This window comes from Bartonella sp. AU16XJBT, assembly GCF_028618665.1.
Lineage (GTDB): Bacteria > Pseudomonadota > Alphaproteobacteria > Rhizobiales > Rhizobiaceae > Bartonella.
The window spans coordinates 61,704-87,723 of sequence record NZ_JAQITF010000005.1 but is presented as its reverse complement, the minus strand read 5'-3'; the positions used below and the strand labels follow the sequence as shown (position 1 = coordinate 87,723).

The following is a 26,020-nucleotide window of genomic DNA, read 5'->3' as shown; positions in this document are numbered from 1 at the left end:
TAGTTTTTTCTTCGCATACGTAGAAAATAACGCGGAATCGCTCCGCGTTAATAAAATTATCAGGGCGTATAGATACTTTATTCCCCAATCATACTCATGATTTTATAGCGTAGATAACGGTTGTATTAACAGGGCGCGTTTCTGCTTCACCCGTACGGGAAAGGGTTATCTTGTGTGTATGCACACCAGCTGAATCTGTTGTCCCTTTCAGGGTCGCATTATAGGTATAATGATTCGGTAGTCTCCCAATATCACCAGTTGGCCATCCAACTCCTTTATACTCAAAACTATGCGCATGCTCGCCTGCATTTTCAATGTTTCCAATATGCGTATGCGATTTTATGCTATCTTGTTGTTCATCTGCAAATTTTCTACCACCATCTACCCCCCGACCATTATCAAAGCCGCGTAAAAACATGCCTCTAAAATCAGGAACTTTAAACGTTTTATTGCTGTCTTTACCCCATTTATCACCTATTGCCTTGAATAACTGCGGATAATCTTCACGCTTATAGGCCTTACCATCACATAAAAGCCAACCATTTGGCACATTTTGCATAGCAAATGTTGCAATGAATCCAGCAGGAAAACTTTCTATCTTTGGTGGTGTAGGATTTAATAAATACCAACCCTCATGCTCTTTTATTAAAACACCATTATTGTATATCATTTCATAAATGCCATCTGTTTGAAATTCTCCACCTTCTAATGGCATAACCCCCGCATTAGTGGCTTTATAGATACGCTTTTCTCCTATATTATTAACAGTTATTGTTGTCGCACCAACATTTACACCACGAGCTTTAAAACGTATGATGATATCATTGTTGTATTTCTTTATAGGTGAAACTGTCTTTAAGGTAATTAATGTTGTTTTATCTTCTGCATTTACTGTAAAGCTTGAATTAATAGAACCACCATTATCTGCAAGATACTCACGCACGCGCTGCATCATCGCCCGTGCACTATCATTGACAGAACTAGGTGGCTGACCTTCTGCCCAGTTAATGATATTATCTGAATGAGCATTTTCATCAGCTTTTAGCGACCAATCGTAAATATTAGACATTATAAATCCCCCATTATTTTCATCGTTTTTCTAATAATTTCTCGTTCTGTGCTCTAAAATGTGCCCGCCGCATTGCTACATCATAACCGCTGCACCATTCCTATTTTACGCATTCTTTCTCTCTTCACTCCTTCCCATTGTAATAAGTTCATTTCATAAAACTTTTTTCATAACATCAGTCTTAATGCTTCCACTTCTAATGTGTAATGTAGCCACTTCATCTGAGGTTACTTAATATCTTGTTTTGTTGCTTTGTTATCGTTATATAGTTGTATTTTCAAATCCTGCATCTTGTTGCAAAGCTTACAAATACTGTTCAAATTTTCCCTTACTATAGATTTCATATAACCATTATTGAATGCAATAACTTGTCATCTGCTTAGAAAGTTTCTGATTTGAATTTTTAATGAGACATTTTATTTTTTCAGTATGTTAAGTCTATCTTTTGACTATGTTTTGTATTTTAAAAATTCAAAAGTTAGCTTCAGATTCTTTGCATGCCTCATTATGTTTTTATTTATAGGCAGATACTTTGTTCTATTTCATTCAATTTATTCTTGAAATTGCGTTATGAGATCAGCACAAATGTTTTTGAACAGACTTCTGTTCAACCTCCATGCATCATAGAAAATATATCGATAGATAATTTCTTCATACCTTCAGTGAACTGAAATACTAAGGACATATCACAGTCTTTCCTCAAGTCTGAAGATTGTACCAATCCAGATACCAAGAAACACACCCCACCCCCCAAGCTTTTATGAACATATCTCGCAAGATTTTTAAAACCAACGCTCTACAACCAAACCCGCCCTCATTTAAAACGGCTCTCCCTCTCTGTATATATTTTATTATAGGTATATTTTTTTTGCAAGAACAATAAATCCTTTTGAACATGATCTCGCAATTATTGGTGCTCTTCTTAATCATTGCACTATCAAAGTAAGTACTCTCTAAACTCTTTTGCTTACTCATCTGCCTCATCAATCCAAACAAAAAATGCCCGATTGATTTATATTTTCTCTCCCCAACTATCAAAAACAATTTCTTAATATATAGTTTATCACTTCATAATGCCTCTTTTTATTCTTAAAAAATACACCAAAATCGTTAAAAATAATATCTTTGTGATTGACAATATCCATATTTAAGCCAATCATACCAGTGCTAGCAAAAGTGTTTATGTGGGGGAGTGCAGATATTATTTAGATATTGCATTAATCTTTTCAAAATAAATTTTCTTAAACTTTATTGAAGATCACTGACTATAAAAGGTTAAAAGCATTTCTTCATTCAAGAATACATAATTGATCATTTGAATATATCCCCATACCCCTTAGTTTTTGAACTCTGTGTTTAAAAGGAAAAAATTTGTGCCGAAAAATATTCCATCAATCAGTTGCAGCCCCTTTCCCGCCTCACGCAAAATTTATCAACAGAGTCCTCTTTTTTCTGATGTGCGTGTTCCGTTGCGTGAAATTTCATTGACCGATGGTAGTGGTGAAAAACCTTTAAATGTTTACGATACTTCTGGTCCCTATACCGACAAAGAGGCAATCATTGATCTTACAAAAGGTTTACCAGCAATTGGCTCATGTTGGCTCTTTCAGCGTGCTGATACTGAACCTTATCCTGCGCGCTCAGTTAAACCTGAAGATAATGGATTAACGAGCTCTCCTATACCAGCCTTTGAAAAAAAACGACCTATTTTACGAGCCAAAAGTGGTAAAGCAATTACACAAATGGCGTATGCACGTGCAGGTATTATTACCGCCGAAATGGAATATGTCGCTATACGAGAAAATGAAGGGCTCTCAATAAAAGACCTGCAAACAGTGCAATCAAATCTATTGGGTGGAGAAATACCGGAAATTTATACTGCGGAATTCGTTCGGAATGAAATTGCAAACGGACGCGCCATTATTCCTCAGAATATCAATCATCCAGAATGCGAACCAATGATTATTGGGCGTAATTTTCGTGTTAAAATTAATGCCAATATTGGCAATTCCGCCGTAACATCTTCTATGGCAGAAGAAGTTGATAAAATGGTTTGGGCTATTCGTTGGGGCGCAGATACAGTAATGGATCTCTCGACAGGACGAAATATTCACAATATTCGTGAGTGGATTATTCGAAATTCTCCTGTACCCATCGGGACTGTTCCTCTTTATCAAGCACTCGAAAAAGTACAAGGTGTTGCTGAAAATTTAACATGGGACATTTTCCGTGATACCCTTATAGAGCAAGCAGAACAAGGCGTTGATTATTTTACTATTCATGCTGGCTTAAGGTTACCATTTATTCCGATGACCATTGATCGTATAACAGGGATTGTCTCACGAGGCGGTTCTATTATGGCAAAATGGTGTCTCCATCACCATAAAGAAAGCTTTCTCTATGAAAATTTTGATGAAATTTGTGATATTGCAAGCACCTATGATATCTCTCTTTCCTTAGGAGATGGATTACGCCCTGGCTCTATTGCCGATGCGAATGACGAAGCACAATTTGCCGAACTTAAGACTTTAGGAGAATTGACAAAAACTGCTTGGGAAAAAAATGTACAGGTTATGATTGAAGGACCAGGACATGTCCCAATGCACAAAATTAAAGAAAATATGGAACAACAACTCGATCTCTGTCATGAAGCCCCTTTTTATACTTTGGGACCTCTTACAACTGATATTGCTCCTGGTTATGACCATATTACATCAGCAATTGGTGCGGCTATGATTGGATGGTTTGGAACCGCTATGTTGTGCTATGTAACGCCTAAAGAACATTTAGGACTTCCCGATAAAAATGATGTCAAAACGGGAGTCATCACTTATAAAATCGCTGCTCATGCAGCTGATCTTGCAAAAGGTTTACCCAGAGCACAGTTACGCGATAATGCTCTTTCACGTGCACGATTTGATTTTAGATGGCATGATCAATTCAACTTGTCTCTTGATCCAGAAACAGCGTATGCCTTTCATGATGAAACAATGCCAAAAGATGCGCATAAATTGGTGCATTTTTGTTCCATGTGTGGACCAAAATTCTGTTCTATGCGTATTTCCCATGATATTCGAGATGCTGCAGCACTCCAAAAGACAAAAGGTGAAGGTATGGTTGCTATGGCTGAAAAATATCAAGAAAGGGGTGACATTTATGTCGAAGCACCTCAAAAAAAGAGAGTAAGTAGTTGAAGAATATTCTTATCAAAGGTGCGGGGGTCGGTGGTTTAACGGTTGCTTTTATGTTACAACAAAAAGGCGCTCATGTTACTGTATCGGCCCCTCCTTCTTCTCCTATAGGAACGGCAAGTTGGTATGCGGGAGGAATGCTAGCACCTTACTGTGAAAGAGAAAATGCTGAACAAATTGTTGAAGATCTTGGTGTACAAGCCATACAATGGTGGTGCAAAACATTTCCAGATCTTGTTATACGAAAAGGAACTTTAGTTGTCGCACCAGCACGAGATAAGGTAGAACTTGAACGATTTTCAGAGCGAACACATCATCATAGAATTATAAATGGTGAAGAAATAACGCGCCTTGAACCTGATCTTGCAGAACGTTTTAACCATGCGCTTTTTTATGAAAATGAAGCGCATCTTGATCCTCGCAAAGCACTTATTGCTTTAAAAGAAAACCTAATAAAAAGTGGCGTATGTTTTGTTGATGTCAAAACGTCTGAAACAAATTTTGATATGGTCATTGATGCAACAGGAATAGCACGTTTAGGAAAAGATAAAGATATACGAGGGGTGCGGGGTGAAATGCTGCTCCTACGCAGTAGGGATATTAAACTTTCCCGTCCCGTTCGTCTTCTTCATCCCCGTATTCCGCTCTATATTGTGCCGCGGCAAGATAATATTTTTATGATTGGTGCAACGATGATTGAGAGTGACTTTGATGGCGCCATCTCTGTCAGATCAATGATGGAATTGCTCAACGCTGCCTATACATTGCACCCTGCTTTTGCTGAAGCAGAAATTATTGAATCTGGTGTTGGGGTTCGTCCAGCTTATCCTGATAACTTCCCTTCTGTATACAAATATGGTAATCACATTTCTATGAATGGATTTTATAGACATGGTTTTCTTTTATCTCCAGAAATGGCAAAACGAACAATGAAATTGGCATTGGAATAAAACATGCAGATATTTGTTAATGGTGAAAAACTTCAAACAGAAGCCACTTTTCTTAATCTCTTGCTTGTGGAATTGGGATATGAAGGAAATTGGCTAGCAACTGCTGTTAATGCTGAGGTTGTTCCTTTAGAGGCGCGCGATCAATTTATTTTGCATGAAGGGGATAAAGTAGAAATTTTAAGCCCAATGCAAGGAGGCTAATATTTATGTTGAATCTTTATGGACGTGAATTCTCATCCCGTCTTATGTTAGGTACAGCACAATATCCCTCCCCTGCAATTCTGCGTGATGCTATTTGTAAATCCGGTACAGAAATTATAACCGTTTCATTACGCCGAGAAAGCGCTGGGGGAAAACAAGGAGGGCAGTTTTGGCAATTCCTTCAAGAGCTCGATATAACAATACTTCCCAATACCGCAGGTTGTTACACTGTTAAAGAAGCTATGACCACGGCCCATTTAGCACGAGATCTCTTTAAAACTTCTTGGATTAAACTCGAAATTATCGGAAATACCGATACCTTACAACCCAATGTTTTTTCTTTAATTGAAGCAGCAGAAATTTTAAACAGTGAAGGTTTCCATATTTTTGCCTATACAACCGATGATCTCATTGTGGCTGAAAAGCTTCTCGATGTTGGTTGCCGTGTCATTATGCCTTGGTGCGCGCCTATTGGTTCTGCTAAAGGCCCTCATAATATCGATGGACTGCGCTCTATCCGTGCTTACCTTCCTGATGTTACGCTCATTATTGATGCTGGCATTGGGCGTCCATCCCATGCTGCTGTTGCTATGGAACTGGGTTATGATGCTGTGCTTCTTAATACCGCAGTTGCTAAAGCAGGTGATCCTGTCTTGATGGCTGAAGCATTTTCTAAAGCTATCCAGGCAGGGCGTATGGGATATAAAGCAGGTATTCTCGAAGCACGCAATGTAGCGGTTCCTTCAACGCCCGTTATTGGTAAAGCGGTATTTTGATGAAATTGCATCCTTTTTATCTCATCGTTGACAATGCTGATTGGGTTGAACGCTTGGTTCCTCTTGGTGTAAAACTCATACAATTGCGTATGAAAGACGAAAACCTTCAAACAATCAGTCAACATATCAGACGCGCAAAAAACATCTGTGATCAATGGGGAGCACAATTAATTATTAATGATCATTGGCGCATAGCCATTGATGAAAAATGCAATTTTATTCATCTTGGACAAGAAGATCTAAGCAATGCTGATCTTCCTGCAATTCGTAGAAATGGTATAAGATTTGGTCTTAGCACTCATGATGAACATGAATTGGATATCGCACTCTCTGTTCATCCTAACTATATTGCTCTTGGTCCTATTTATCCGACAATCTTAAAAAAAATGAAATGGCAACCTCAAGGATTAGAAAAAATCAAACAATGGAGAAAACGAATTGGTGCTTTACCTTTCGTTGGCATTGGTGGTTTAAACCCAGAACGCGCAATAGATGTTTTGAAAGCAGGAGCCAATAGCGCGGCTGTTGTCACCGACATTATCCTCCATAAAAAACCCGAAGAACGAGTAGAACAATGGCTCAAGGTGACCCAGCCATGGCGTTGACACCTTCTATTCTCATTGTTGCAGGCACTGATCCAACAGGAGGTGCTGGTATTGTTCGTGATATAGAGACAGCAGCACATTTTCACATCAAAGCAAATTTAGCCATCACTTGTGTAAATGTACAAGATGATCATCACGTCGCTGAAATTGTACCCATGAATGAAAAACTTATTGCCGCACAAATGCGTATAGCTCTAGAGGCTCATTCAGTCAGCGCAATAAAAATTGGCATGACCGGAAATCAAGCAATTATAGCAGCAATTTGTCGTGTACTCGAAGATTATCCCCATATTCCCGTTATTCTTGATCCTGTACTGGTTGCCTCATCAGGGGGAAAACTGACAACGGAAAAAATCATAGAAATTATGATCAATCAGCTTCTCCCATATGTGACTCTTTTAACCCCCAATAGAAACGAACTCGCTCTTCTAAGCCAAACCCCACTGGCATCTCATCACGAAGAGACCATACAACAAGCAAAAAAACTTTTGTCATTGGGCGCCCGCTCTATTTTAGTAAAAGGGGGACATGCCGAGGGACCTCTTGCAATTGACAGCTTCATTGACAAAACTGACGTCATCAATATTTCTGCACCACGTTTAAAAGGAACAATGCGTGGAACAGGATGCATTCTCTCAAGTGCCATTGCAGCCCATTTGGCACGCGATGAATCTCTTATTTCAGCTGTCAAAAAAGCAAAAGCATATACCCACACATTGCTTTTAACCCATTGTAAAAATATTTTTTAAATAATATCAGATTATATAAAAGTAATATTTATGTATTTTTGTTCATATAAATAGTATTTATAAATAAAAATATTGTCATTCACACCACTTGCGTTCTGTAGAAAATTCTTTTATTATGGAGAGATTAATCTGTTTAAGAAACTAAAAATCGCGCACTTTAAACAAATTGTACATTTAAAAGATGTATATAATCGAAAATATCTGCATTTTATGGTTTATCTTTTCTGTGAAAAGAAAAAATGCTGTCAGCGTTTTTATGCATTAACAAACATATTTATAAAACTTTAAGGATAATTTTGTTTGATCTATAATCATTAGATCATTAGAAAAAGTAAAATGTTAAATCAAACGCCGTGCTCAATTCCCTATGAAGAACTCTTGAACTTTTATAAAGAAAGTGGTGCGGACGCTGTTCTGGCAGATTTACCTATTGATCGTTTTAAGCAATCTGTTTGTTCAGAGAAAAAATTAATATCTGTTGTGAATTTTTCTCATAATCAACAAACACCCCCCAAAACATCTCCAACCGTAAAATTAGATCATCATCCGCTGCATAACTCTAGGATTATACAAAATGAACCTACAGCTGTAGAGATTGCAAGAAGTGCAAAAACACTTGATGAACTAAAGGCTGCTCTTCTTGCATTTAATGGCTGTTCATTAAAATTGACAGCAAAAAATACCTGTTTTTCAGATGGAACAGCAGGAAGTCCCTTGATGCTCATAGGTGAAGCCCCTGGACGAGAAGAGGATATACAAGGAATTCCTTTTGTAGGAAAAGCAGGAATGTTACTGAATAAAATTCTCGCATCAATTGGCTTAACAAGAAATAATGTGTACATCGCCAACACTATTCCTTGGCGTCCACCAGGAAATCGTACACCAACACCAAGAGAAGTTGCCTTGTGCCGCCCTTTTATTGAACGGCACATTTATTTAGCACGCCCTCGTGTGCTTATAGCGCTAGGAGGCGTTGCTGCACAGTTTCTAACCGGATCTCAAAGTGGGATTATCCGAACGCGAGGGAAATGGCATGTTTATGAAAGTGAGGATAATATAAAAATACCTGTTATGCCGACTTTCCACCCAGCCTACCTTCTTAGAACCCCTAGTCAAAAGAAGCTTACATGGATAGACTTCTTAGAAGTAAAAAAGCGCCTCGATAGCCTTTTGTAATTCTTTAATCTTTTTTGACTCTAAAATTAAATACCTTCTTTAACTCTTAAAATATGAATGGGAAAACTATGGAACAGCCAACAACACCTATTTATCGTTTGGAAGACTACCAGCCAACCCCTTACGCTATCCCCAAAACACAACTTTCTTTCCAATTGGCACCAACAAAAACCTATGTTACAGCCATATTGTCTATTGAACCCCGTCACGATACAAAAGAATTAACACCTCTTGTGCTTGCTGGAGATGATCTTACTTTAATTTCTGTTGCGATTAATGGAGAGACATTAGCTCCAGACACTTATCAAGTTACGCCTTCACGTTTAGAAATTACAACGCCACCCGCAGTTCCTTTTACATTAAAATTGGTTACGGAAGTGAATCCTGAAAGTAACCGCCAACTTATGGGGCTTTATCTTTCAAATGGTGTTTATTGCACACAATGCGAATCGGAAGGTTTTCGTCGTATGACTTATTTTTACGACCGTCCAGATGTTCTTTCTACCTATAAAGTGAAAATTGAAGCAGACTCCCAAACAGTCCCAATCTTGCTTTCAAATGGGAATCTCGTAGAAACAGGAACTTTAGAGAATAATCGCCATTTTGCCGTTTGGGAAGATCCTTATCCCAAACCATCTTATCTGTTTGCTTTAGTAGGTGGCGATCTTGATAAGTTAGAAGACCATTTTACAACTGTATCTGGACGACGTATCGCGCTTGGTATTTATGTAGAAAAAGGAAAAACTAAACGCGCTGCTTATGCAATGGACGCGCTCAAACGTTCCATGCGTTGGGATGAACAACATTTCGGGCGCGAATATGATCTTGATGTTTTCAATATTGTTGCTGTTTCAGACTTTAACATGGGGGCAATGGAAAATAAAGGACTTAACATTTTTAATGATAAATATGTTCTTGCCGATCCCGAAACAGCAACCGATCAGGATTATAGAAATGTTGAACGCGTCATTGCCCATGAATATTTCCATAATTGGAGCGGTAATCGTATTACCTGTCGCGATTGGTTTCAACTCTGTTTAAAAGAAGGATTCACTGTTTATCGTGATCAGGAATTTTCATCAGATCAAAATGTACGCAGCCTACAGAGAATTGAAGATGTAAAAACATTAAAAGCGACGCAATTTGCCGAAGATGCAGGACCTCTTGCTCATCCTGTTCGTCCTCGTCAATATAGCCAAATTAATAATTTTTACACCACAACGGTTTACGAAAAAGGTGCTGAAGTTGTTCGCATGATACGAACGATTTTAGGTCCCTCTCTCTTTCGTAAAGGTACTGATCTTTATTTTCAACGTCATGATGGACAAGCTTGTACAATTGAAGATTTTATCGCCTGTTTTGCTGAAGTATCTGGCCGGGACTTCTCTCAATTCATGCTGTGGTATGAACAAGCTGGAACTCCCAACGTAGAAATCGATAGTCATTATCGTGATGGTGTTTTAACAATTCATGCCAAGCAACATATTCCCGCAACCCCGCAACAAAATACAAAAAAGCCTATGCTTCTTCCTATTGCATTTGGCTTGTTAGGACCTAATGGAGAAAGCCTCGCTTATGAAGCGGAAACAGATATTCAATCAGACGTTATGCTGCTCTCCAAGGAAAGCCAAACCTTTACATTAAAGGGTCTCCGTGAAAAACCTGTTTTATCACTGCTGCGAGACTTTTCTGCGCCAATCATTCTACAGATGCCATTCAATGAAAGCGAACTTATTTTTCTTGCACAACATGATGACAATCACATCAATCGCTGGCAATCTCTTAATCAATTAATGACGCAAGCTTTGATTCAAAGCATTCAAGATAAAACACTGACAAAAGCAACACTCCCTTCTGCTTTGCTAAAGCTGATTGAAACAATCATAACAGATGAAAACTTAGAGCCTGAATTTCGTGCTTTCTGTTTAAATTTACCTAGTGAAGTTGAGCTTGCGCATACAATCGGTAAAAATATCGACCCAGATCGTATTCATTATGTCCGCAATCAATTTTTAGCTTCACTTGCACAAACCCACCAAGAGCTCTTAACAAAATTCTATGAGCAGATGCAAACCCAAGAGCCCTATTCACCAAACACTGTACAAGCTGGAAAGCGAGCATTAAAGAATATCATACTGGATTACCTTTCCATTGCTGAAGCCAATCCAAATCGTGCTGCGGCACAATATGCAACAGCTGATAATATGACTGACCGAATGGCGAGTATCGCTGTTCTCGTAAAGCGTTTTAATGAAAGTGCGCAGGCACAAAATGCTTTAAATGATTTTGAAAATCGCTATCGGTATGACCCTTTGGTCATGGATAAATGGTTTTCTATTCAAGCAATGGTTGCTGGCGCATCAACACTCGAGAATGTTCAAAAGCTCATGCAACACCCGCTGTTTTCAAAGGATAATCCTAATCGTGTACGGTCCCTGATCGGTGTCTTTGCTTCTCACAACCCCACAGGTTTTAACAGAGTAGATGGAGCATCTTATCATTTTCTTTGCCAAATCATTTTGGAAATTGACAAAAAAAATCCACAGCTTGCTTCACGATTATTAACAATGATGCGCTCTTGGCGACAATTAGAACCCATTCGGCAACAAAAACTTGAAACAGAATTAAAAGCAATTTCTGCTGCACCAAAATTATCAAGCGATGTCGCTGATATCATCAATCGTCTGCTCACTTAAAACAAAAAAATATTTTAAATCAATATACTATAATATTTTTTGAAATAAATTCTATAAACACCTCAATCATCATTAAACCGATAAACAGGCACCCTAAGCCTGTTTATCGGTCATGTTTCAAATGCCTTTTCCCTTCCATATTCCACATTCATAAAAGTAAAATACTTTTTTTTAAAAAAAAGACTGGACAGAAGACTCCGGTTTTGATTCACTGCACGCTTATGGGGCTTACTCATGAAAATCGAAGCAGTTTTTAAATCACATTATTCCGGAATTAAAGGAACAAGAGATGACTAAATTGGACGCATATAATGCGCCAACGGAGATATATGCTGATTCAAAATCGAGCGCTCAAAATCATAAAGCGCAGACAAAACATATTCATCTGCCTTCTGGCTCTGCCTATCAAAAGCTTCTCTTTATTGAACCTTGGTTACGACGCTCACTTCCATTTGTCATTGTCGCATTTCTTATTGTCCTTGCGGTCATTCGTTTTGTATCAATCTATGATTGGCGCAATACAGTTGATAAAAGCACGCGTTCTACCCTCACGCTCTTAGCTTCTCATATTACTAACACAATTGATCGTGACTTATTGGCTCTTTCTCAGAAAGGAAAAGTCTCTGCCCTTTCTCATCATCATTTGCAAAATATCCTCACCGTTTTTCGCAATCAAGATCTTATTAATCCCAGCGCTCTAATCGCCATTGTTGATCAAAAAGGCAATGTCTTAGCTTCATCCAGTTCAGAGATTGTCTTAGGAAAACCTTTGCAAGATTTTATCTCTGACAGCATTGCTTTGCAATCTCTTGGACAACGCGCTGGAATTATGAAAATCACAATAGGCAAGGATACCCCTGCTCTTGCTTCATTTCACCAAACAGAAAACGGGCAATATGGCGTATTCATTAGTGAAAAGATGCAAGATAGCGCTATGGAATGGCGCAAATTTTTTTCGCTTAATATAACCCTCTTCATCGGAACAAGCGGTATTATTCTTGTTCTTCTTTATGCTTATTATAATCAACTTTTACGAGCACGTAAGACAGATCTTGTTTCAGAAAAATTTCAAAACCGTATTGATATGGCAATGATGCGTGGGCGTTGTGGATTATGGGATTGGAATATGGCAAGTGGGCGCGTTTATTGGTCACGCGCAATGTACGAAATGCTTGGCTATGTCCCTCAAGATGCATTACTCTCAATTTCGCAAATTAGCGCCATTATCAATCCCAATGATGCTAATTTTTTTGACCTTGCTCAAGAATTAATGGGAGGCAAAAAAAAACATATCGATATCAATGTTCCCATGCGTCATGCTGATGGTCATTATGTATGGATGCGGCTTCGCGCCGAAGTTACTGAAGAAGAAGAACCTCATTTGGTTGGTATTTCTTTCGACATTAGTGAACAGCAACAATTGGCTGAACAAACAGCACAAGCCGATCTTCGCATCCGTGATGCGATTGAAAATATTTCAGAATCTTTTGTCTTGTGGGATGCTGAGGGACGTTTAGTCATGTCCAACAGCAAATTTTGTGAATATGCCGCTATTCCGAAACAAATTCTACAATCAGGGATCCAACGTGCAACTGTCGAAGCCATGGCCCGCCCTGCACTCAGTGAATATCCCCTCAAAGATGATGGTACCGGCAACTTAACCAGTATTCGCCAAACGGCAGATGGTTGTTGGCTTAAAATTAATGAACGGCGAACCCAAGATGGAGGATTGGTTTGTATTGGTACTGATATTTCTGAGCTTAAACAACAACAAGAAAAATTTGAAGACAGTGAAAGGCGTCTTTTTTCTTTTATTCAAGAACTCAAACGTACGAGAGGAAGTGCTCAACAACGTGCAACAGAAGTTGAAAAACTTAATAAAAGTCTGAAAGCAGAAAAAGAGCGCGCCGAAAGTGCTAATAAGGCTAAATCAGAATTTTTAGCCAATATGTCTCATGAATTGCGCACACCTCTGAATGCTATTCTCGGCTTTTCAGATATCATGTTGCAATCGACTTTTGGACCTCTTGGTTCACAACGCTATAAGGAATATATGCATGATATTTATAATTCAGGAACCCATCTTCTAACCCTTATCAATGATATCCTTGATATGTCAAAAATCGAAGCTGGAAGATTTACGCTTGATTGTAAAAATACCGACCTTGAGCCCATCATTAGTGAAGCAGTACGAACACTAACGCCTCAAGCTCAAGAAAAAAATATTGCTGTTACAACAAATATCACCCCAAAACTTCATGCTGAAGTTGATGGGCGTGCAATGAAACAGATTTTCCTTAATCTCATCTCTAATGCCGTTAAATTTACGCCTTCTGGTGGAAATATTGATGTCTGCGCTTTCAAGAAAAAAAATAACCTTATTTTTAAAATTACAGATACAGGCGTTGGTATTCCGCAATCAGCCATCAAAAAACTTGGACAACCTTTTGAACAAGTTGAAAATCAGCTTACTAAATCCCATACGGGTTCAGGTCTTGGATTAGCTATTTCACGCTCCTTATTAGAACTACACAAAGGGAAACTTGAAATTACTTCAAAAGAAATGAAAGGAACAACGGTAACGATTATAATGCCCATCACGCAAAGTTAATTTTTTTTAATTTCCCCATTTTGTTCCCGTTGTAGCAAAATCTGTTTCCGTTTAACTCCCCAACGATACCCTGAAATAAAACCATTTTTACACACTACACGATGACAAGGAATGAGGACAGCCAATTCATTACGTGCACACGCATGAGCAACGGCACGAAAAGCTTTTGGCATCCCCACACGGCACGCTAATTCCTCATATGAAATTGTTTCACCACACGGTATATCGCATAATACCGTCCATACTTGCCGTTGAAAAACTGTACCATTTATATCTAAGGGAAAATTATATTTTTTTACCAACTTAGGCGTTTCTATCATGGCTATAATATGGGCGACATCTTTCTTAAATGCATTGTCACCCACAACTTGTTGTGCATCACCAAAGCGTACCGTAAACTCCTGTAATAATTGCTCTGTCGTATCCCCTAATGCGATATGACAAATCCCTTGTTGAGACTTAGCCACCAAAAGTTTTCCTATGGATACATCTTTTAGACAGAATATTCTCTTTTGGGAAATGTTCAGCATTTTAACTTTCTCTATATTTCAAAAAGTTCTGAACATCATCATAAAATAAAGGGAAAGTATTTACTATCTTTTAAAACCAAACATGATTATTCTGAAATTATTTTCTTCGTTACTGTCCTAAAATACACTCTCACTATTTTATGGAAATAGACACAGACAGAGATTGACCTTCTTCTTCCCCTAGAAAACCAAAACTACGACAAGAGACAATCTTTAAATAATCCAACTTCTCCTCTCACAGTCTCCAACCTTAACCACCTCAATATGACTCATTTCATAAATTCTCCTAACAAATCCTAGATTGAATTTTATCGCATACTCTAACAAAAATACCTCATGTATAATTTTATGCCTTATATCACCGCTCTAAACAGTCGTGTTTTACGGAACAACACAATAAACTTCCCATTTCATTTTACAAAACTTCATCAAAGCATAATGATTCATGTTTTATTCCCCACGAATGCTTGAATATTCTCGTTCTTCTAAGCTTTCTTATTTTCTTATCAAAGGTTATCCTTTTGATATAGTGATAGGGTAACTCAACCTCGAAAAAGAAATTTATCTTCAATTTTATGAAAAAAAGCATGGAAAAGGTATTTTAGTGCTTACTTTCTTTGTCACATAACTTATAAAATGATCGGAGCCTCAAAACTTAAATATTTTTCTTGCTATAATCGTGCACAGATATTTGTCATAGGAAAAAACCATGCCCAAACGCACAGATATAAAATCTATTCTTATCATCGGAGCAGGACCTATTATCATTGGTCAGGCATGTGAATTTGACTATTCAGGCACACAAGCCTGTAAAGCATTAAAAGAAGAAGGGTACCGGATTATTTTGGTCAATTCTAATCCTGCCACGATTATGACAGATCCAGATCTAGCGGATGCAACTTATATAGAGCCCATTACGCCTGAAATCGTTGCCAAAATTATTGCCCATGAACGTCCAGATGCCCTTTTACCCACCATGGGAGGACAAACAGCGCTCAATACCGCTTTATCATTAAAGCGTATGGGTATTTTAGACCGCTATCATGTTGAAATGATAGGTGCCAATGCCGAAGCTATTGATAAAGCGGAAGATCGTGCTTTATTCCGCCAAGCGATGGCAAAAATCGGTTTGGAAACACCACGGTCTATGTTAGCCAATGCAACAGAACTGAAAGAAGAAAATCGCCAACAACATGCAAAAACGCGTGCTGAACTTAAAGAAAAACTTTCTGGTGCAGCCCTTGAAAAAGCTCTCGAAGAACTTGAACGCAACTGGCGACATACCGAAGCAGATCGCAAACAACATTATATCGCTCATGCAACAGCAAAAGCAGTTCAAGCGCTTGATGTTGTTGGGCTTCCAGCGATTATTCGTCCTTCATTTACCCTTGGTGGGACTGGAGGTGGAATTGCGTATAACCGCTCTGAATTTTATGAAATTATCGAACGGGGGCTTGAAGCTTCTCCTACAACAGAAGTTCTCATTGAAGAAAGTGTTTTAGGGTGGAAAGAATATGAGATGGAAGTTGTTCGTGATAAGAATGACAACTGTATCATTGTTTGTTCTATTGAAAATATTGATCCGATGGGGATTCATACCGGTGATTCGATCACCGTAGCCCCTGCTCTCACCTTAACCGATAAAGAATACCAATGTATGCGCAATGCTTCGATTGCTGTTTTGCGTGAAATTGGTGTTGAAACGGGAGGATCCAATGTACAGTTTGCTGTCAATCCTGAAAATGGGCGCCTCATTGTTATTGAAATGAATCCACGTGTTTCTCGCTCTTCAGCGCTTGCCTCAAAAGCAACGGGGTTTCCCATTGCCAAGATAGCAGCAAAACTAGCCGTTGGCTATACACTTGATGAATTAAAAAATGATATCACAGGTGGTGCAATACCAGCGTCATTTGAGCCTTCTATTGACTATATCGTGACAAAAATTCCTCGTTTTGCTTTCGAAAAATTTCCTGGGTCATCATCTGTTCTGACGACTGCAATGAAATCTGTAGGAGAGGTCATGGCCATTGGACGTACTTTTCAAGAATCATTACAAAAAGCACTCCGTGGACTTGAAACAGGACTTACTGGTCTTGATGAAATTGTCATCCCAGAACATGCTGAAGGTGATGAAAAAAGTTCTATACGCTCAGCCATTGCCATCCCAAGCCCTGACCGTCTGCGTTATATTGCTCAAGCCATGCGTGCAGGCTTACCCTTGAGTGAAATTCATCAAATAAGTAAAATTGATCCGTGGTTTTTAGAACAAATAGCCTCCATCATTGAAATGGAGCAGCGTATCCGCATCCATGGGTTACCCCAAGATGCAGATAACTTGCGTATGTTAAAAGCTATGGGATTTTCAGATGCCCGATTAGCCACCCTTAGCGGACAAGGACCCGATGATATCGCCGCTTTGCGCAAATCACTGAATGTTAAACAAGTCTTTAAACGGATTGACACTTGTGCTGCTGAATTTTCTTCTCCTACAGCCTATATGTATTCAACATATGAAGTTCCCTTGTCCGGTATAGAACACTCAGAAGCACAGATTTCTGAACGCAAAAAAATTGCTATTCTAGGTGGTGGTCCAAACCGCATTGGGCAAGGGATTGAATTTGATTATTGTTGCTGCCATGCGGCTTTTGCACTGCGTGATGCTGGCTTTGAAGCGATTATGATTAACTGCAATCCTGAAACCGTTTCAACTGACTATGATACCTCTGATCGTCTTTACTTTGAATCTTTAACAACAGAAGATGTTATCGCTATCTTAGAAGCAGAACAGGAAAAAGGCGAACTCGTTGGAGTCATCGTTCAATTTGGCGGACAAACGCCATTGAAATTGGCAAGTGCTCTCGAAAATCACAATATTCCCATCTTAGGGACTTCACCGGATGCTATTGATTTAGCAGAAGATAGAGATCGCTTTCAAAAACTGTTATTTAAACTTAACTTAACACAGCCTCAAAATGGTATTGCCCACTCTATCGAACAAGCACGCCTTATCGCCCATGAACTAGGCTTTCCATTGGTTGTACGTCCCTCTTATGTTTTAGGAGGACGTGCTATGCAAATTATCCGTGACGAGCGAAGTTTGCAAAATTATTTACTTGAAAGTGTTCCTGAATTAATCCCTGAAGATATCAAAGCCCGTTATCCCAACGACAAAACAGGACAAATAAACATATTGCTTGGTAAAAATCCGCTTCTCTTTGACACCTATCTAACAGAAGCAATTGAAGTAGACGTTGATTGTCTTTGTGATGGCAAAGAAACACTGATCGTTGGGATTATGGAACATATTGAAGAAGCAGGAATCCACTCCGGTGATTCCGCGTGTTCTTTACCAGTCCATACGCTCTCACAGAGCATAGTCGCTGAATTAGAGCGCCAAACCAAAGCACTCGCACAAGCACTTCATGTTCGCGGCTTAATGAATGTACAATATGCCATTAAAGATGGCACCATTTATGTCTTAGAGGTCAATCCCCGCGCTTCACGGACGGTTCCATTTGTTGCAAAAACAATTGGTCGCCCTATTGCTAAAATGGCTGCACATATTATGGCAGGAGAAACGCTGCACAATGCTCTCCAAGCTTATGGTGGATTACCTTCTTCGCAGGAAAAACAACATATCGCTGTCAAAGAAGCCGTGTTTCCTTTTGCTCGTTTTTCAGGTGTTGATACACTTCTTGGTCCAGAAATGCGCTCAACCGGTGAAGTTATGGGACTTGACTATGAGTTTGCGCTTGCTTTTGCTAAAGCGCAACTTGGAGCTGGTGTAAAACTCCCTAAGGAGGGAATCGTATTCGTTTCTGTAAGAGATGAAGACAAAAAACGCATCTTAAATCCTGTAAAACGTTTAACAGAGCTTGGCTTTTCTATTGTTGCTACAAGTGGAACACAAAAATTCCTCACCGAACATCATATTAAGGCAAAAAAAATCAACAAAGTTTTAGAAGGACACCCTCATATTGAAGATGCTATTCGTAATCGCCAAATTCAATTGATTTTTAATACAACCAGCACTGCCAGTGCCATCTCAGATTCTAAATCATTACGCTATGCAGCACTCATGCAAAATGTCCCCTATTATACAACAATAGCAGGAGCCGAAGCCGTTGTAGAAGCGATCAAAGCACTCAAAAAAAAGCGCCTTGAAGTGCGTTCCCTGCAAAGTTATTTCAGTTGAATTTCTTGCTATGTGGAAAAGCATACGCTTTTTGATACTTTTTCTCGATTTTTTCTTTATCAAAAATAGCAATTAAAGCTTGCTTTTTATTCTAAAGGCGCCTATATGAGTTTTATCGAATTTTCGGTTACGTGACTTTCTTTCCTGTGTATTCTGCACTTTTGACGAGACTTCTCCCACCTAATTTCGATCTACAGCCGTATTGAAGAATTATAGCTTCAGTACACAATATAATTATATATCTAAGGAGTTTCCTATGTCTACAGGAACAGTTAAGTGGTTTAATACAACAAAAGGTTTCGGATTCATTCAGCCTAGTGATGGCAGTGCAGATGTATTTGTACACATTTCCGCCGTTGAGCGTTCTGGTCTAAGCAATCTTAATGAAGGACAAAAAGTGTCTTATGATGTTCTTCAAGACCGTCGTTCAGGGAAATTTGCCGCTGGCAACCTTGCAGCTCTTTAAAGTTTGAATTCTGCAATATTTTATTTAAAAATCTTCGTCTATAACGACGGAGATTTTTTTTATTTTGTAGAAAGCAAAATTGACCTGGATAAAAGAAAACACGGCTTATCTATTTTGCACAATTTATCAAAGTATTCCTATCCTTCCTCTAAAACTTTTATAATCCTTAAGAGAAGAATTCCTTGTTAAAATTCTCAAAAAACAACACTATAAAAACGCGTGTCAAAGTATTTTGGAAGTTTTTTATTGCATACAATATAATCTCTTATAGAATATCCTTAAAGCAATAATCATTTGTTGATATAATATAAGGATTTTAAATTATGGCTTTTATTGCCGACAAGCTGTCTCGTATCAAACCTTCTGCAACAATTGCTGCTTCCCAAAAGGCCCGTCACTTAAAAACATTAGGACGCGATGTTATTGCTTTAAGTGCTGGGGAGCCAGACTTTGATACTCCAGACAATATCAAAAACGCGGCCATTGAAGCCATTCGACGGGGAGAAACAAAATACCCTCCTATATCTGGAATTCCAGAGTTGCGCCAAGCAATTTCTGCAAAGTTTAAAAGAGAAAATAACCTTCTTTACCAACCAGAACAAATTATTGTTGGGACCGGTGGAAAACAAATTCTCTTTAATGCTTTGATGGCAACGTTGAATAAAGGAGATGAAGTCATCATTCCATCCCCTTATTGGGTGAGTTATCCAGAAATGGTCGCGCTTAACGAGGGTACGCCTGTCTTTTTAGAAACAAAAGCCGAATTTTCTTATAAACTCCAACCACAAGAGCTAGAAGCTGCTATTACCCCCAAAACAAAATGGTTTATCTTTAACTCTCCCTCAAATCCGTCGGGAGCCGCTTATACATATAATGAATTGAAAAAACTCACGGATATTTTAGTAAAATATCCTCATATCTATATCCTTTCCGATGATATATATGAGCATCTCACGTATGAAGGTTTTACCTTTGTGACTCCCGCTCAAGTAGAACCAGCGCTTTATGAGCGTACACTCACAATGAATGGCGTTTCCAAAGCCTATGCAATGACGGGCTGGAGAATCGGTTATGCAGGTGGCCCACAAGAACTCATTAAAGCGATGGATATCATTCAAGGTCAGCAAACATCTGGCACGAGTGTTATTTCACAATGGGCTGCTGTTGAAGCACTCAATGGACCTCAAGACTTTATCGCTAAAAATAAAAGTATTTTTCAAGCTCGCCGTGATCTCGTTGTTTCCATGCTAAACCAAACTCCCGGCATTCATTGTCCAACCCCCGAAGGTGCTTTTTATGTTTATCCTTCTTGCGCAGGACTTATTGGCAAGAAAACACCAAACGGCCAATGTATTCGGAATGATGAAGACTTTGTGATAGCACTTCTAGAAACAGAAGCTGTCGCTGTCGTCCAAGGGGCTGCTTTTGGACTTGGGTCAACTTTTCGTATTTCTTACGCAACATCAGAAAAATTACTTGAAGAAGCCTGCACACGTATCCAATGCTTTTGCAACAGTTTAATTTAAAATTTTTAACATTATCTCTTGTGATTGTTTTTTTGCCGAATGTCAATCTATCCGACAAAATATCGAAAGCTATGTTAAGGATAGAGCCTATCGATTTAGCAAAAATATTCATGAATAAACATAATAAAAAAAATAGAAGCTGGCAGATAATGATCAAAAAAAACCAGCGATCAAATAAATGAATCAGTCTATTGTCATGAGAAATGAAAAACCTGTTTAGTTTTCTCTATCGAAAATATAAATTTCAGGATTAATAGGGAAATTCAAATTAAGAAATCATCTTGTTTGCCCTCTCCTCACTTAAGAAAGAACGATGTATTTGTTGTTATAAATGTACGATAAAAACGGAATTTCAGAAAAAGCGCGTTATATTTACATTTTGTTTTAATTTATAGGCAAGAGCATTCTTCTCGCGAATTTTAGTTTAATTATAATCAATGTTTTTTCTATATACAGAGGGATTTCTAAAAAAGAGATATCTTTAAAAAATTTAGTCGTTTTTATCGTTTTTGAAGGTATGTTTCATATGAGAGATTATAAACAAAAGCCTCTCAAGCAAAGTTTACATCATATAATATTTTTAATCTATTGTGGTCTTTCACCCTCCTATGGAAATGGACTGATTTAAATTTCGCATCTCTTTATTTTCTCCAGATACAATACAAATTATATTATATTTTATAGTTACGTTAAGTTATAATAAGTGATATATAGAAGAATATTGATTTATAAATTCGTTGATTCTTAACTTGAAGTATCCTCTTGTAAGATTCCCTTATTTCAAATCTATCTGAGACAAAACGATATCATTTTCTTATATATCACAAGCAGAGTTGATGTGTTGGTAAAAACTTAAAAAAAGGAGCAAAAATACCTCCCTCTCTCAAATGCAAGGATTACGCAACTATTGAAAGCTTATAAAGAATGATCATGCTGCAACCTGCTTCTTCATGAGTGTAAAAATAGTTGTACAGTGAATCTTATACCATTTTGTCAAAACTTTTACGTGATGCTATTCACGGATATCAGAAAGCTTGGGCATACTGAAGAATATTTCTTAAAGAAGCGCGTAAATTGATAAAACTTGCCTTCCCTATCCAATTTATAACACTAAGAAAGACCTCGTACTTTTAAACACAATCGCTCTTATAATTAAACGCCCCTTACAATTAAACCTTTCTATTTCACGGCATCGTTTTCGCCTTAAAATAAAAAAGAATCTACCCTTCTCCGCTGCATAAATAGTTCAATTTCTCTTAAGTTCTCCCTACTAACCACTTGATTGACTTCATAGGTTTTACGAAAAATCCCTCAATATTCATCTCATACTCTCATAAAAAACACTGCATGTATAAAGTTTACATGCTTTATATCCCCCCAAAGACAAAGTTTTATGGTACAAAAGAATAAATCTCTCTCAAATTCCTCGTTGAGTTTTAGCCTACCCAAAAAATTCGTTGGATATCCATAAGTTTTGAAATTTTTTTCTTATCAATCTTCCCATGCATTGCAATTTCTAAGCACTTTTTTAGGAATAAAAAAAAAGCCGGACAAACGTCCGGCAAATCTGGAAAATCTTCAGAGATAAAATCAATCTGTCAGATCTTCGTAAGGGAACACTCAAGAAAATGCAATGGGAGGCAACATAATCAAGAGATAATATTCTATGTCATTTTATAAGCAGAAGCACAATAAAGACTTAAGCGTATCTGCTATGCAATAAACACATAGCTTTAATTCTTCCTCAATCTTGGACCGCTCTCTTTAATTAAATAGAAAGAGGTCACCCTTATACGATTGTCTAATTTTTAATGTTATAACAGCCTTCACATTTGAGCGAATTCATAAAAGACATTTTATCCCTTTCTGCAAAAGTATTTATCCACACAAACACCTTCCACCCTATGACCTAAAATAATTTCAGCGACCTCATAAGAAGTATCTATTGTTTCAGCGAGCCAATTCTGTCAACTAGAGTCAAACCCATGCGAACAAGCTTTACATTTTTTCTCATATACTTTGATATACAACTATCAGCAAAGGGACCACGACCTCAAAAAAAATCTTTGTGAGACAGCAGGCGCACTTGTTTTAAAATTGCTAATACCTCTCATGATAAAAGCACGCGAAACTCTGTTATAGTATCCGTTGACCTTTTATATTCTCGAATTAAGGATGTCCAAATATCACCCTCAACCTGATTTTTATGAATATGACATAAGAGAAAAAACGAACTCCTTTAAGAATAAGCAAACGCACAGTCAGTTGTGTTAGGGTTGTTATTTAGCAAAATATTTTGTAAAAAGTCGGAATATCTCTCCAACCCATAGCTGGAGAGCTTTACGTTTTATGACGTTGTTTTCCTAAAAGAGCACGTGCTGTTTCTGTTGCTTGTAAATCAACATCTAAACCCAAGTCAGCCGCATTTTTGAAACAAATATTAAGACGGTTCAGCGCTTTACGAACTGTATCAACTTTTTTATATGCTAGATAGAAGTAAGCGTATTTCTGTTCTTTGTAATTTCTGAAAAGGGAGGCGGCCTTATTGGGAGAATAATATGAAATTTTAAGGATAAAAAACCAACTGCTATTTTTACCATCACCTTTTAATTCTGCTTTTTGACTTTCAAAAGTCTCTCGAGAAATATCTTTTAAATAATAGAGATTACTTATTGCCTCACGCTTTTGTTTATCGCGTTCTTTAATGGTGTTGTGATCTTCAACCTTCATATAAAACAGATCGCCATTGCGTTGCATACTCACACGCTTGTTTTAAAAAGACATCTCTCAAAGCATCCAACCCCATCTCACGATGGCGCACCCCGTGAATGTTATAACGATAAAGCCATTGAACCCTTCCATCTTTACGCTTGTGAAGGAGAAAACCGACACCATCACACACTTTGCCAGCCCCTATGTTTCGATAGCTCTTGGCACTTGAGACGATTCAAAAGAGGCATGCTTTTCTTGTATAATTTTTATCCACATGTCCTCCCCGCTTGTGACGTGCAAGCAAGTGATTTTGATTGATTCAATATAAACGGGTTTGAAATGAGAGAATCTTACGGTACTTAAGCTTCTCATTCAATATGAATGAACACTGGATTATCATTATAAATCAATAAGTTGTATACTTATAATGTCATTCAATGAATGATTTTAATTGATTTAATATGGGAAAATTTAAAACGAAAGAATATTACGAGAATCTTAAGGTGCAAAACAATTAATTGTTCCTTATAAATTAAGGCATGAATATTAAAAAGACCACTGACGCGCTTTTAAGAAAATATAATCTCGAAAAGCATTCAACCTTGCCAAATTCTTTAAATTATAAGGATAACAAAAAAAAGTATCAAAAGAAGGAATATCAACCATATCAGGAAAAAGACGTACCAAGTGCTCATCATTGTTGACAATATAATCAGGCAACACAGCAATCCCAAGATCACGCATAAGCGCATTCTTGATGGAGATGATATTGTTGATTTGCAGGACTGAAACACGCAATGATCCATCATTTCTACCAGCTTTTTCCAACCAATTTAAACCCGACAAATAAGGGGGAACAGGTTCTCCGAATGAAATAATACGATGCTCATCGAGATCAGATAATTTTTCAGGCTTTCCATAATTTGCAATATACTTTTCTGAAGCATAAACATGCATATGAATTGTAAATAATTTTCTTTGTATAAGATCAGGTTGTTGGGGTTGATGGAGGCGAACAGCACAATCTGCATGACACATTGTCAAATCAAGTTCTTCATCAGAAAGCAAAAGCTGGACCTGCATATCAGGATAAAGACTAAGAAATTCTGGCATACGCTCTGCAATCCACCCGGCCCCCATTCCAAAGGTCGAGGTCACACGCAAATGCCCCGTTGGTTTTGCATAGCTTTCACTTAATTGCAAACGTACACTTTCAAGCTTCATCAAAACATCATGAGCTGTACGATAAAGAGTTTCTCCTTGTTCTGTGAGAATCAAACCACGCGCATGACGCTGGAATAAAGATACCCCAACTTCTTGTTCTAAAGCCGAGACCTGCCGTGAAACCGCTGATTGGGATAAATGAAGCTTTTGAGCAGCATGCGTAAAAGATCCCGCTTCTGCTGCTGCGTGAAAAACCCTTAACTTATCCCAATCCAACGGTGACGCCACAATTAATTCTACCTCTCGATTCTCTCTATTCTCAATGAATTATTAACGCTTAGATATATCTAAAAACCGTTCTGCTTCCAATGCTGCCATACATCCCCTTCCCGCGGCTGTTACAGCTTGACGGAATGTTTCATCTGTTACATCCCCTGCAGCAAAAACACCCGCAATGCTTGTTGCTGTTGAATCCGGTGCTGTCCATAAATAGCCGCCTCGTTTTTGTTTCAGCTGTCCTTCAAATAGAGAAACAGCAGGATCATGCCCAATGGCAATAAATATGCCCTCTGCTTCCACTTTCATCTCGTAACCTGTTTTAACATTTTTCAAACGTGCCCCCGTTACAACAGCTCCCTTTGCCCCCTGAGCTGGCAGCCCCACAATTTCTTCCACCACATGATTCCAAAGAACACGTACATTATTACAAGCAAACAACCTATCTTGCAAAACTTTCTCTGCCCGAAACTGTTCTCGCCGATGAACCACGCTTACACTTTTTGCTATATGCGATAAATAAAGAGCTTCTTCAACGGCCGTATTGCCTCCTCCTACAACAATAACATCCTTATCTCGATAAAAAAAGCCATCACACGTAGCACAAGCAGAAACACCACCACCCATAAAGGTCTGTTCACTTTCTAAACCAAGCCAGCGCGCTTGAGCCCCTGTTGCAATAATCAGCGCATCACAAGAATATTGTGTTCCTAAATCCCCATATAAGACAAAAGGATACTTCAATAAATCTGCCTTTGTAATCGTATCATAGACAATTTTTGTCCCCATATTCTCAGCTTGTTTTGCCATTTGTTCCATCAACCACGGTCCTTGAATGGGGTCAGCAAAACCTGGATAATTTTCGACATCCGTTGTAATTGTCAATTGCCCACCCTGCTGCAAGCCTGTCACTAAAACCGGCTGGAGCATTGCTCTTGCCGCATAGACCGCCGCTGTATAACCAGCCGGACCTGAGCCAATAATCAGCAGACGAATATGCGATTGTATCATTCAATCCCCTTCACTTTTTCAACTTAATTATTCTATAAATTATAACGGAATGCAGCCTTTTAAAAAAATATTTCTCAATAACCTTAACTATGTTATATATACATACTTCTTTTCAA

16 protein-coding genes and 1 pseudogene are annotated in these 26,020 nt (G+C 38.2%); 12 read left to right on the top strand and 5 right to left on the bottom strand.

The features are described 5' to 3' along the window. Nucleotides 1–94: 94 nt before the first annotated feature. Nucleotides 95–1,069 (bottom strand): phage tail protein, encoded by a 975-nt coding sequence (locus tag PVV66_RS04470; RefSeq protein WP_273717596.1) that lies wholly within the window; start codon nucleotides 1,067–1,069, stop codon nucleotides 95–97. A 1,373-nt stretch (nucleotides 1,070–2,442) separates the two neighbouring features. Between PVV66_RS04470 and thiC the strand changes: the two genes are divergently transcribed. The 9 genes from thiC to PVV66_RS04425 all read left to right on the top strand — a co-directional run bounded on the left by thiC (nucleotide 2,443) and on the right by PVV66_RS04425 (nucleotide 14,024). After that, nucleotides 2,443–4,263 carry a phosphomethylpyrimidine synthase ThiC gene (gene thiC / locus PVV66_RS04465; RefSeq protein ID WP_273717597.1) on the top strand — a complete coding sequence of 607 codons (1,821 nt, stop codon included), beginning with the start codon at nucleotides 2,443–2,445 and terminating at the stop codon, nucleotides 4,261–4,263. Next, nucleotides 4,260–5,210: a glycine oxidase ThiO gene (thiO, locus tag PVV66_RS04460; protein ID WP_273717598.1), complete on the top strand. Its 951-nt coding sequence runs from the start codon at nucleotides 4,260–4,262 to the stop codon at nucleotides 5,208–5,210. Before thiC ends, thiO begins: the two co-directional genes overlap by 4 nt. Nucleotides 5,211–5,213: 3 nt before the next feature. Beyond that, nucleotides 5,214–5,411: a sulfur carrier protein ThiS gene (thiS, locus tag PVV66_RS04455; protein WP_273717599.1), complete on the top strand. Its 198-nt coding sequence runs from the start codon at nucleotides 5,214–5,216 to the stop codon at nucleotides 5,409–5,411. Nucleotides 5,412–5,416: 5 nt separating this feature from the next. Further along, nucleotides 5,417–6,187, top strand: coding sequence for a thiazole synthase (locus PVV66_RS04450; protein ID WP_273717600.1), 771 nt, complete (start codon nucleotides 5,417–5,419; stop codon nucleotides 6,185–6,187). Beyond that, the gene (locus PVV66_RS04445) at nucleotides 6,187–6,792 is read left to right on the top strand and encodes a thiamine phosphate synthase (protein ID WP_273717601.1); all 606 of its coding nucleotides are present in this window, start codon (nucleotides 6,187–6,189) and stop codon (nucleotides 6,790–6,792) included. Before PVV66_RS04450 ends, PVV66_RS04445 begins: the two co-directional genes overlap by 1 nt. Next, complete coding sequence (locus tag PVV66_RS04440; RefSeq protein ID WP_273717695.1) at nucleotides 6,783–7,541, top strand: hydroxymethylpyrimidine/phosphomethylpyrimidine kinase; 759 nt, start codon at nucleotides 6,783–6,785, stop codon at nucleotides 7,539–7,541. Before PVV66_RS04445 ends, PVV66_RS04440 begins: the two co-directional genes overlap by 10 nt. Nucleotides 7,542–7,877: 336 nt before the next feature. Continuing rightward, on the top strand, nucleotides 7,878–8,717 hold the full coding sequence (locus tag PVV66_RS04435; protein ID WP_273717602.1) for a uracil-DNA glycosylase family protein: 840 nt from the start codon (nucleotides 7,878–7,880) through the stop codon (nucleotides 8,715–8,717). Nucleotides 8,718–8,785: 68 nt separating this feature from the next. Further along, nucleotides 8,786–11,413, top strand: a complete 2,628-nt coding sequence (gene pepN, locus PVV66_RS04430; RefSeq protein ID WP_273717603.1) for an aminopeptidase N — start codon at nucleotides 8,786–8,788, stop codon at nucleotides 11,411–11,413. A 289-nt stretch (nucleotides 11,414–11,702) separates the two neighbouring features. Continuing rightward, nucleotides 11,703–14,024 (top strand): PAS domain-containing sensor histidine kinase, encoded by a 2,322-nt coding sequence (locus tag PVV66_RS04425; RefSeq protein ID WP_273717604.1) that lies wholly within the window; start codon nucleotides 11,703–11,705, stop codon nucleotides 14,022–14,024. On the opposite strand, the gene PVV66_RS04420 is transcribed toward PVV66_RS04425, so the two are convergent. Next, nucleotides 14,021–14,554: a methylated-DNA--[protein]-cysteine S-methyltransferase gene (locus tag PVV66_RS04420; RefSeq protein WP_273717605.1), complete on the bottom strand. Its 534-nt coding sequence runs from the start codon at nucleotides 14,552–14,554 to the stop codon at nucleotides 14,021–14,023. The two genes, PVV66_RS04425 and PVV66_RS04420, sit on opposite strands and share 4 nt — an antisense overlap. 709 nt (nucleotides 14,555–15,263) lie before the next feature. Here PVV66_RS04420 and carB point away from each other — a divergent pair. The 3 genes from carB (at nucleotide 15,264) to PVV66_RS04405 (ending at nucleotide 20,741) form a co-directional block, all read left to right on the top strand. Then, nucleotides 15,264–18,749, top strand: a complete 3,486-nt coding sequence (gene carB / locus PVV66_RS04415; protein ID WP_273717606.1) for a carbamoyl-phosphate synthase large subunit — start codon at nucleotides 15,264–15,266, stop codon at nucleotides 18,747–18,749. Between the two features lie 256 nt (nucleotides 18,750–19,005). After that, entirely contained in the window at nucleotides 19,006–19,215 is a 210-nt protein-coding gene (locus tag PVV66_RS04410) for a cold-shock protein (protein ID WP_006590201.1), read from the top strand. Nucleotides 19,216–19,538: 323 nt separating this feature from the next. Beyond that, nucleotides 19,539–20,741 carry a pyridoxal phosphate-dependent aminotransferase gene (locus tag PVV66_RS04405; RefSeq protein WP_273717607.1) on the top strand — a complete coding sequence of 401 codons (1,203 nt, stop codon included), beginning with the start codon at nucleotides 19,539–19,541 and terminating at the stop codon, nucleotides 20,739–20,741. 1,856 nt (nucleotides 20,742–22,597) lie between these two features. Here PVV66_RS04405 and PVV66_RS04400 read toward each other — a convergent pair. From PVV66_RS04400 to trxB, 3 genes and pseudogenes are all read right to left on the bottom strand, one after another. Continuing rightward, nucleotides 22,598–23,701, bottom strand: a pseudogene (locus PVV66_RS04400) (Arm DNA-binding domain-containing protein). 298 nt (nucleotides 23,702–23,999) lie between these two features. Continuing rightward, nucleotides 24,000–24,905, bottom strand: coding sequence for a LysR family transcriptional regulator (locus tag PVV66_RS04395; RefSeq protein ID WP_273717608.1), 906 nt, complete (start codon nucleotides 24,903–24,905; stop codon nucleotides 24,000–24,002). A 42-nt stretch (nucleotides 24,906–24,947) separates the two neighbouring features. Next, nucleotides 24,948–25,904: a thioredoxin-disulfide reductase gene (trxB, locus tag PVV66_RS04390; RefSeq protein ID WP_273717609.1), complete on the bottom strand. Its 957-nt coding sequence runs from the start codon at nucleotides 25,902–25,904 to the stop codon at nucleotides 24,948–24,950. Nucleotides 25,905–26,020: the final 116 nt, after the last annotated feature.

Bases quoted from the DNA above. Each gene is read 5' to 3' on its own strand.
- trxB (WP_273717609.1), bottom strand. From the start codon at position 25,904: ATGATACAATCGCATATTCGTCTGCTGATTATTGGCTCAGGTCCGGCT.
- PVV66_RS04445 (WP_273717601.1), top strand. From the start codon at position 6,187: ATGAAATTGCATCCTTTTTATCTCATCGTTGACAATGCTGATTGGGTT.
- pepN (WP_273717603.1), top strand. From the start codon at position 8,786: ATGGAACAGCCAACAACACCTATTTATCGTTTGGAAGACTACCAGCCA.
- PVV66_RS04425 (WP_273717604.1), top strand. From the start codon at position 11,703: ATGACTAAATTGGACGCATATAATGCGCCAACGGAGATATATGCTGAT.
- PVV66_RS04440 (WP_273717695.1), top strand. From the start codon at position 6,783: ATGGCGTTGACACCTTCTATTCTCATTGTTGCAGGCACTGATCCAACA.
- PVV66_RS04410 (WP_006590201.1), top strand. From the start codon at position 19,006: ATGTCTACAGGAACAGTTAAGTGGTTTAATACAACAAAAGGTTTCGGA.
- PVV66_RS04435 (WP_273717602.1), top strand. From the start codon at position 7,878: ATGTTAAATCAAACGCCGTGCTCAATTCCCTATGAAGAACTCTTGAAC.
- PVV66_RS04420 (WP_273717605.1), bottom strand. From the start codon at position 14,554: ATGCTGAACATTTCCCAAAAGAGAATATTCTGTCTAAAAGATGTATCC.
- PVV66_RS04405 (WP_273717607.1), top strand. From the start codon at position 19,539: ATGGCTTTTATTGCCGACAAGCTGTCTCGTATCAAACCTTCTGCAACA.
- PVV66_RS04470 (WP_273717596.1), bottom strand. From the start codon at position 1,069: ATGTCTAATATTTACGATTGGTCGCTAAAAGCTGATGAAAATGCTCAT.
- PVV66_RS04450 (WP_273717600.1), top strand. From the start codon at position 5,417: ATGTTGAATCTTTATGGACGTGAATTCTCATCCCGTCTTATGTTAGGT.
- carB (WP_273717606.1), top strand. From the start codon at position 15,264: ATGCCCAAACGCACAGATATAAAATCTATTCTTATCATCGGAGCAGGA.
- thiS (WP_273717599.1), top strand. From the start codon at position 5,214: ATGCAGATATTTGTTAATGGTGAAAAACTTCAAACAGAAGCCACTTTT.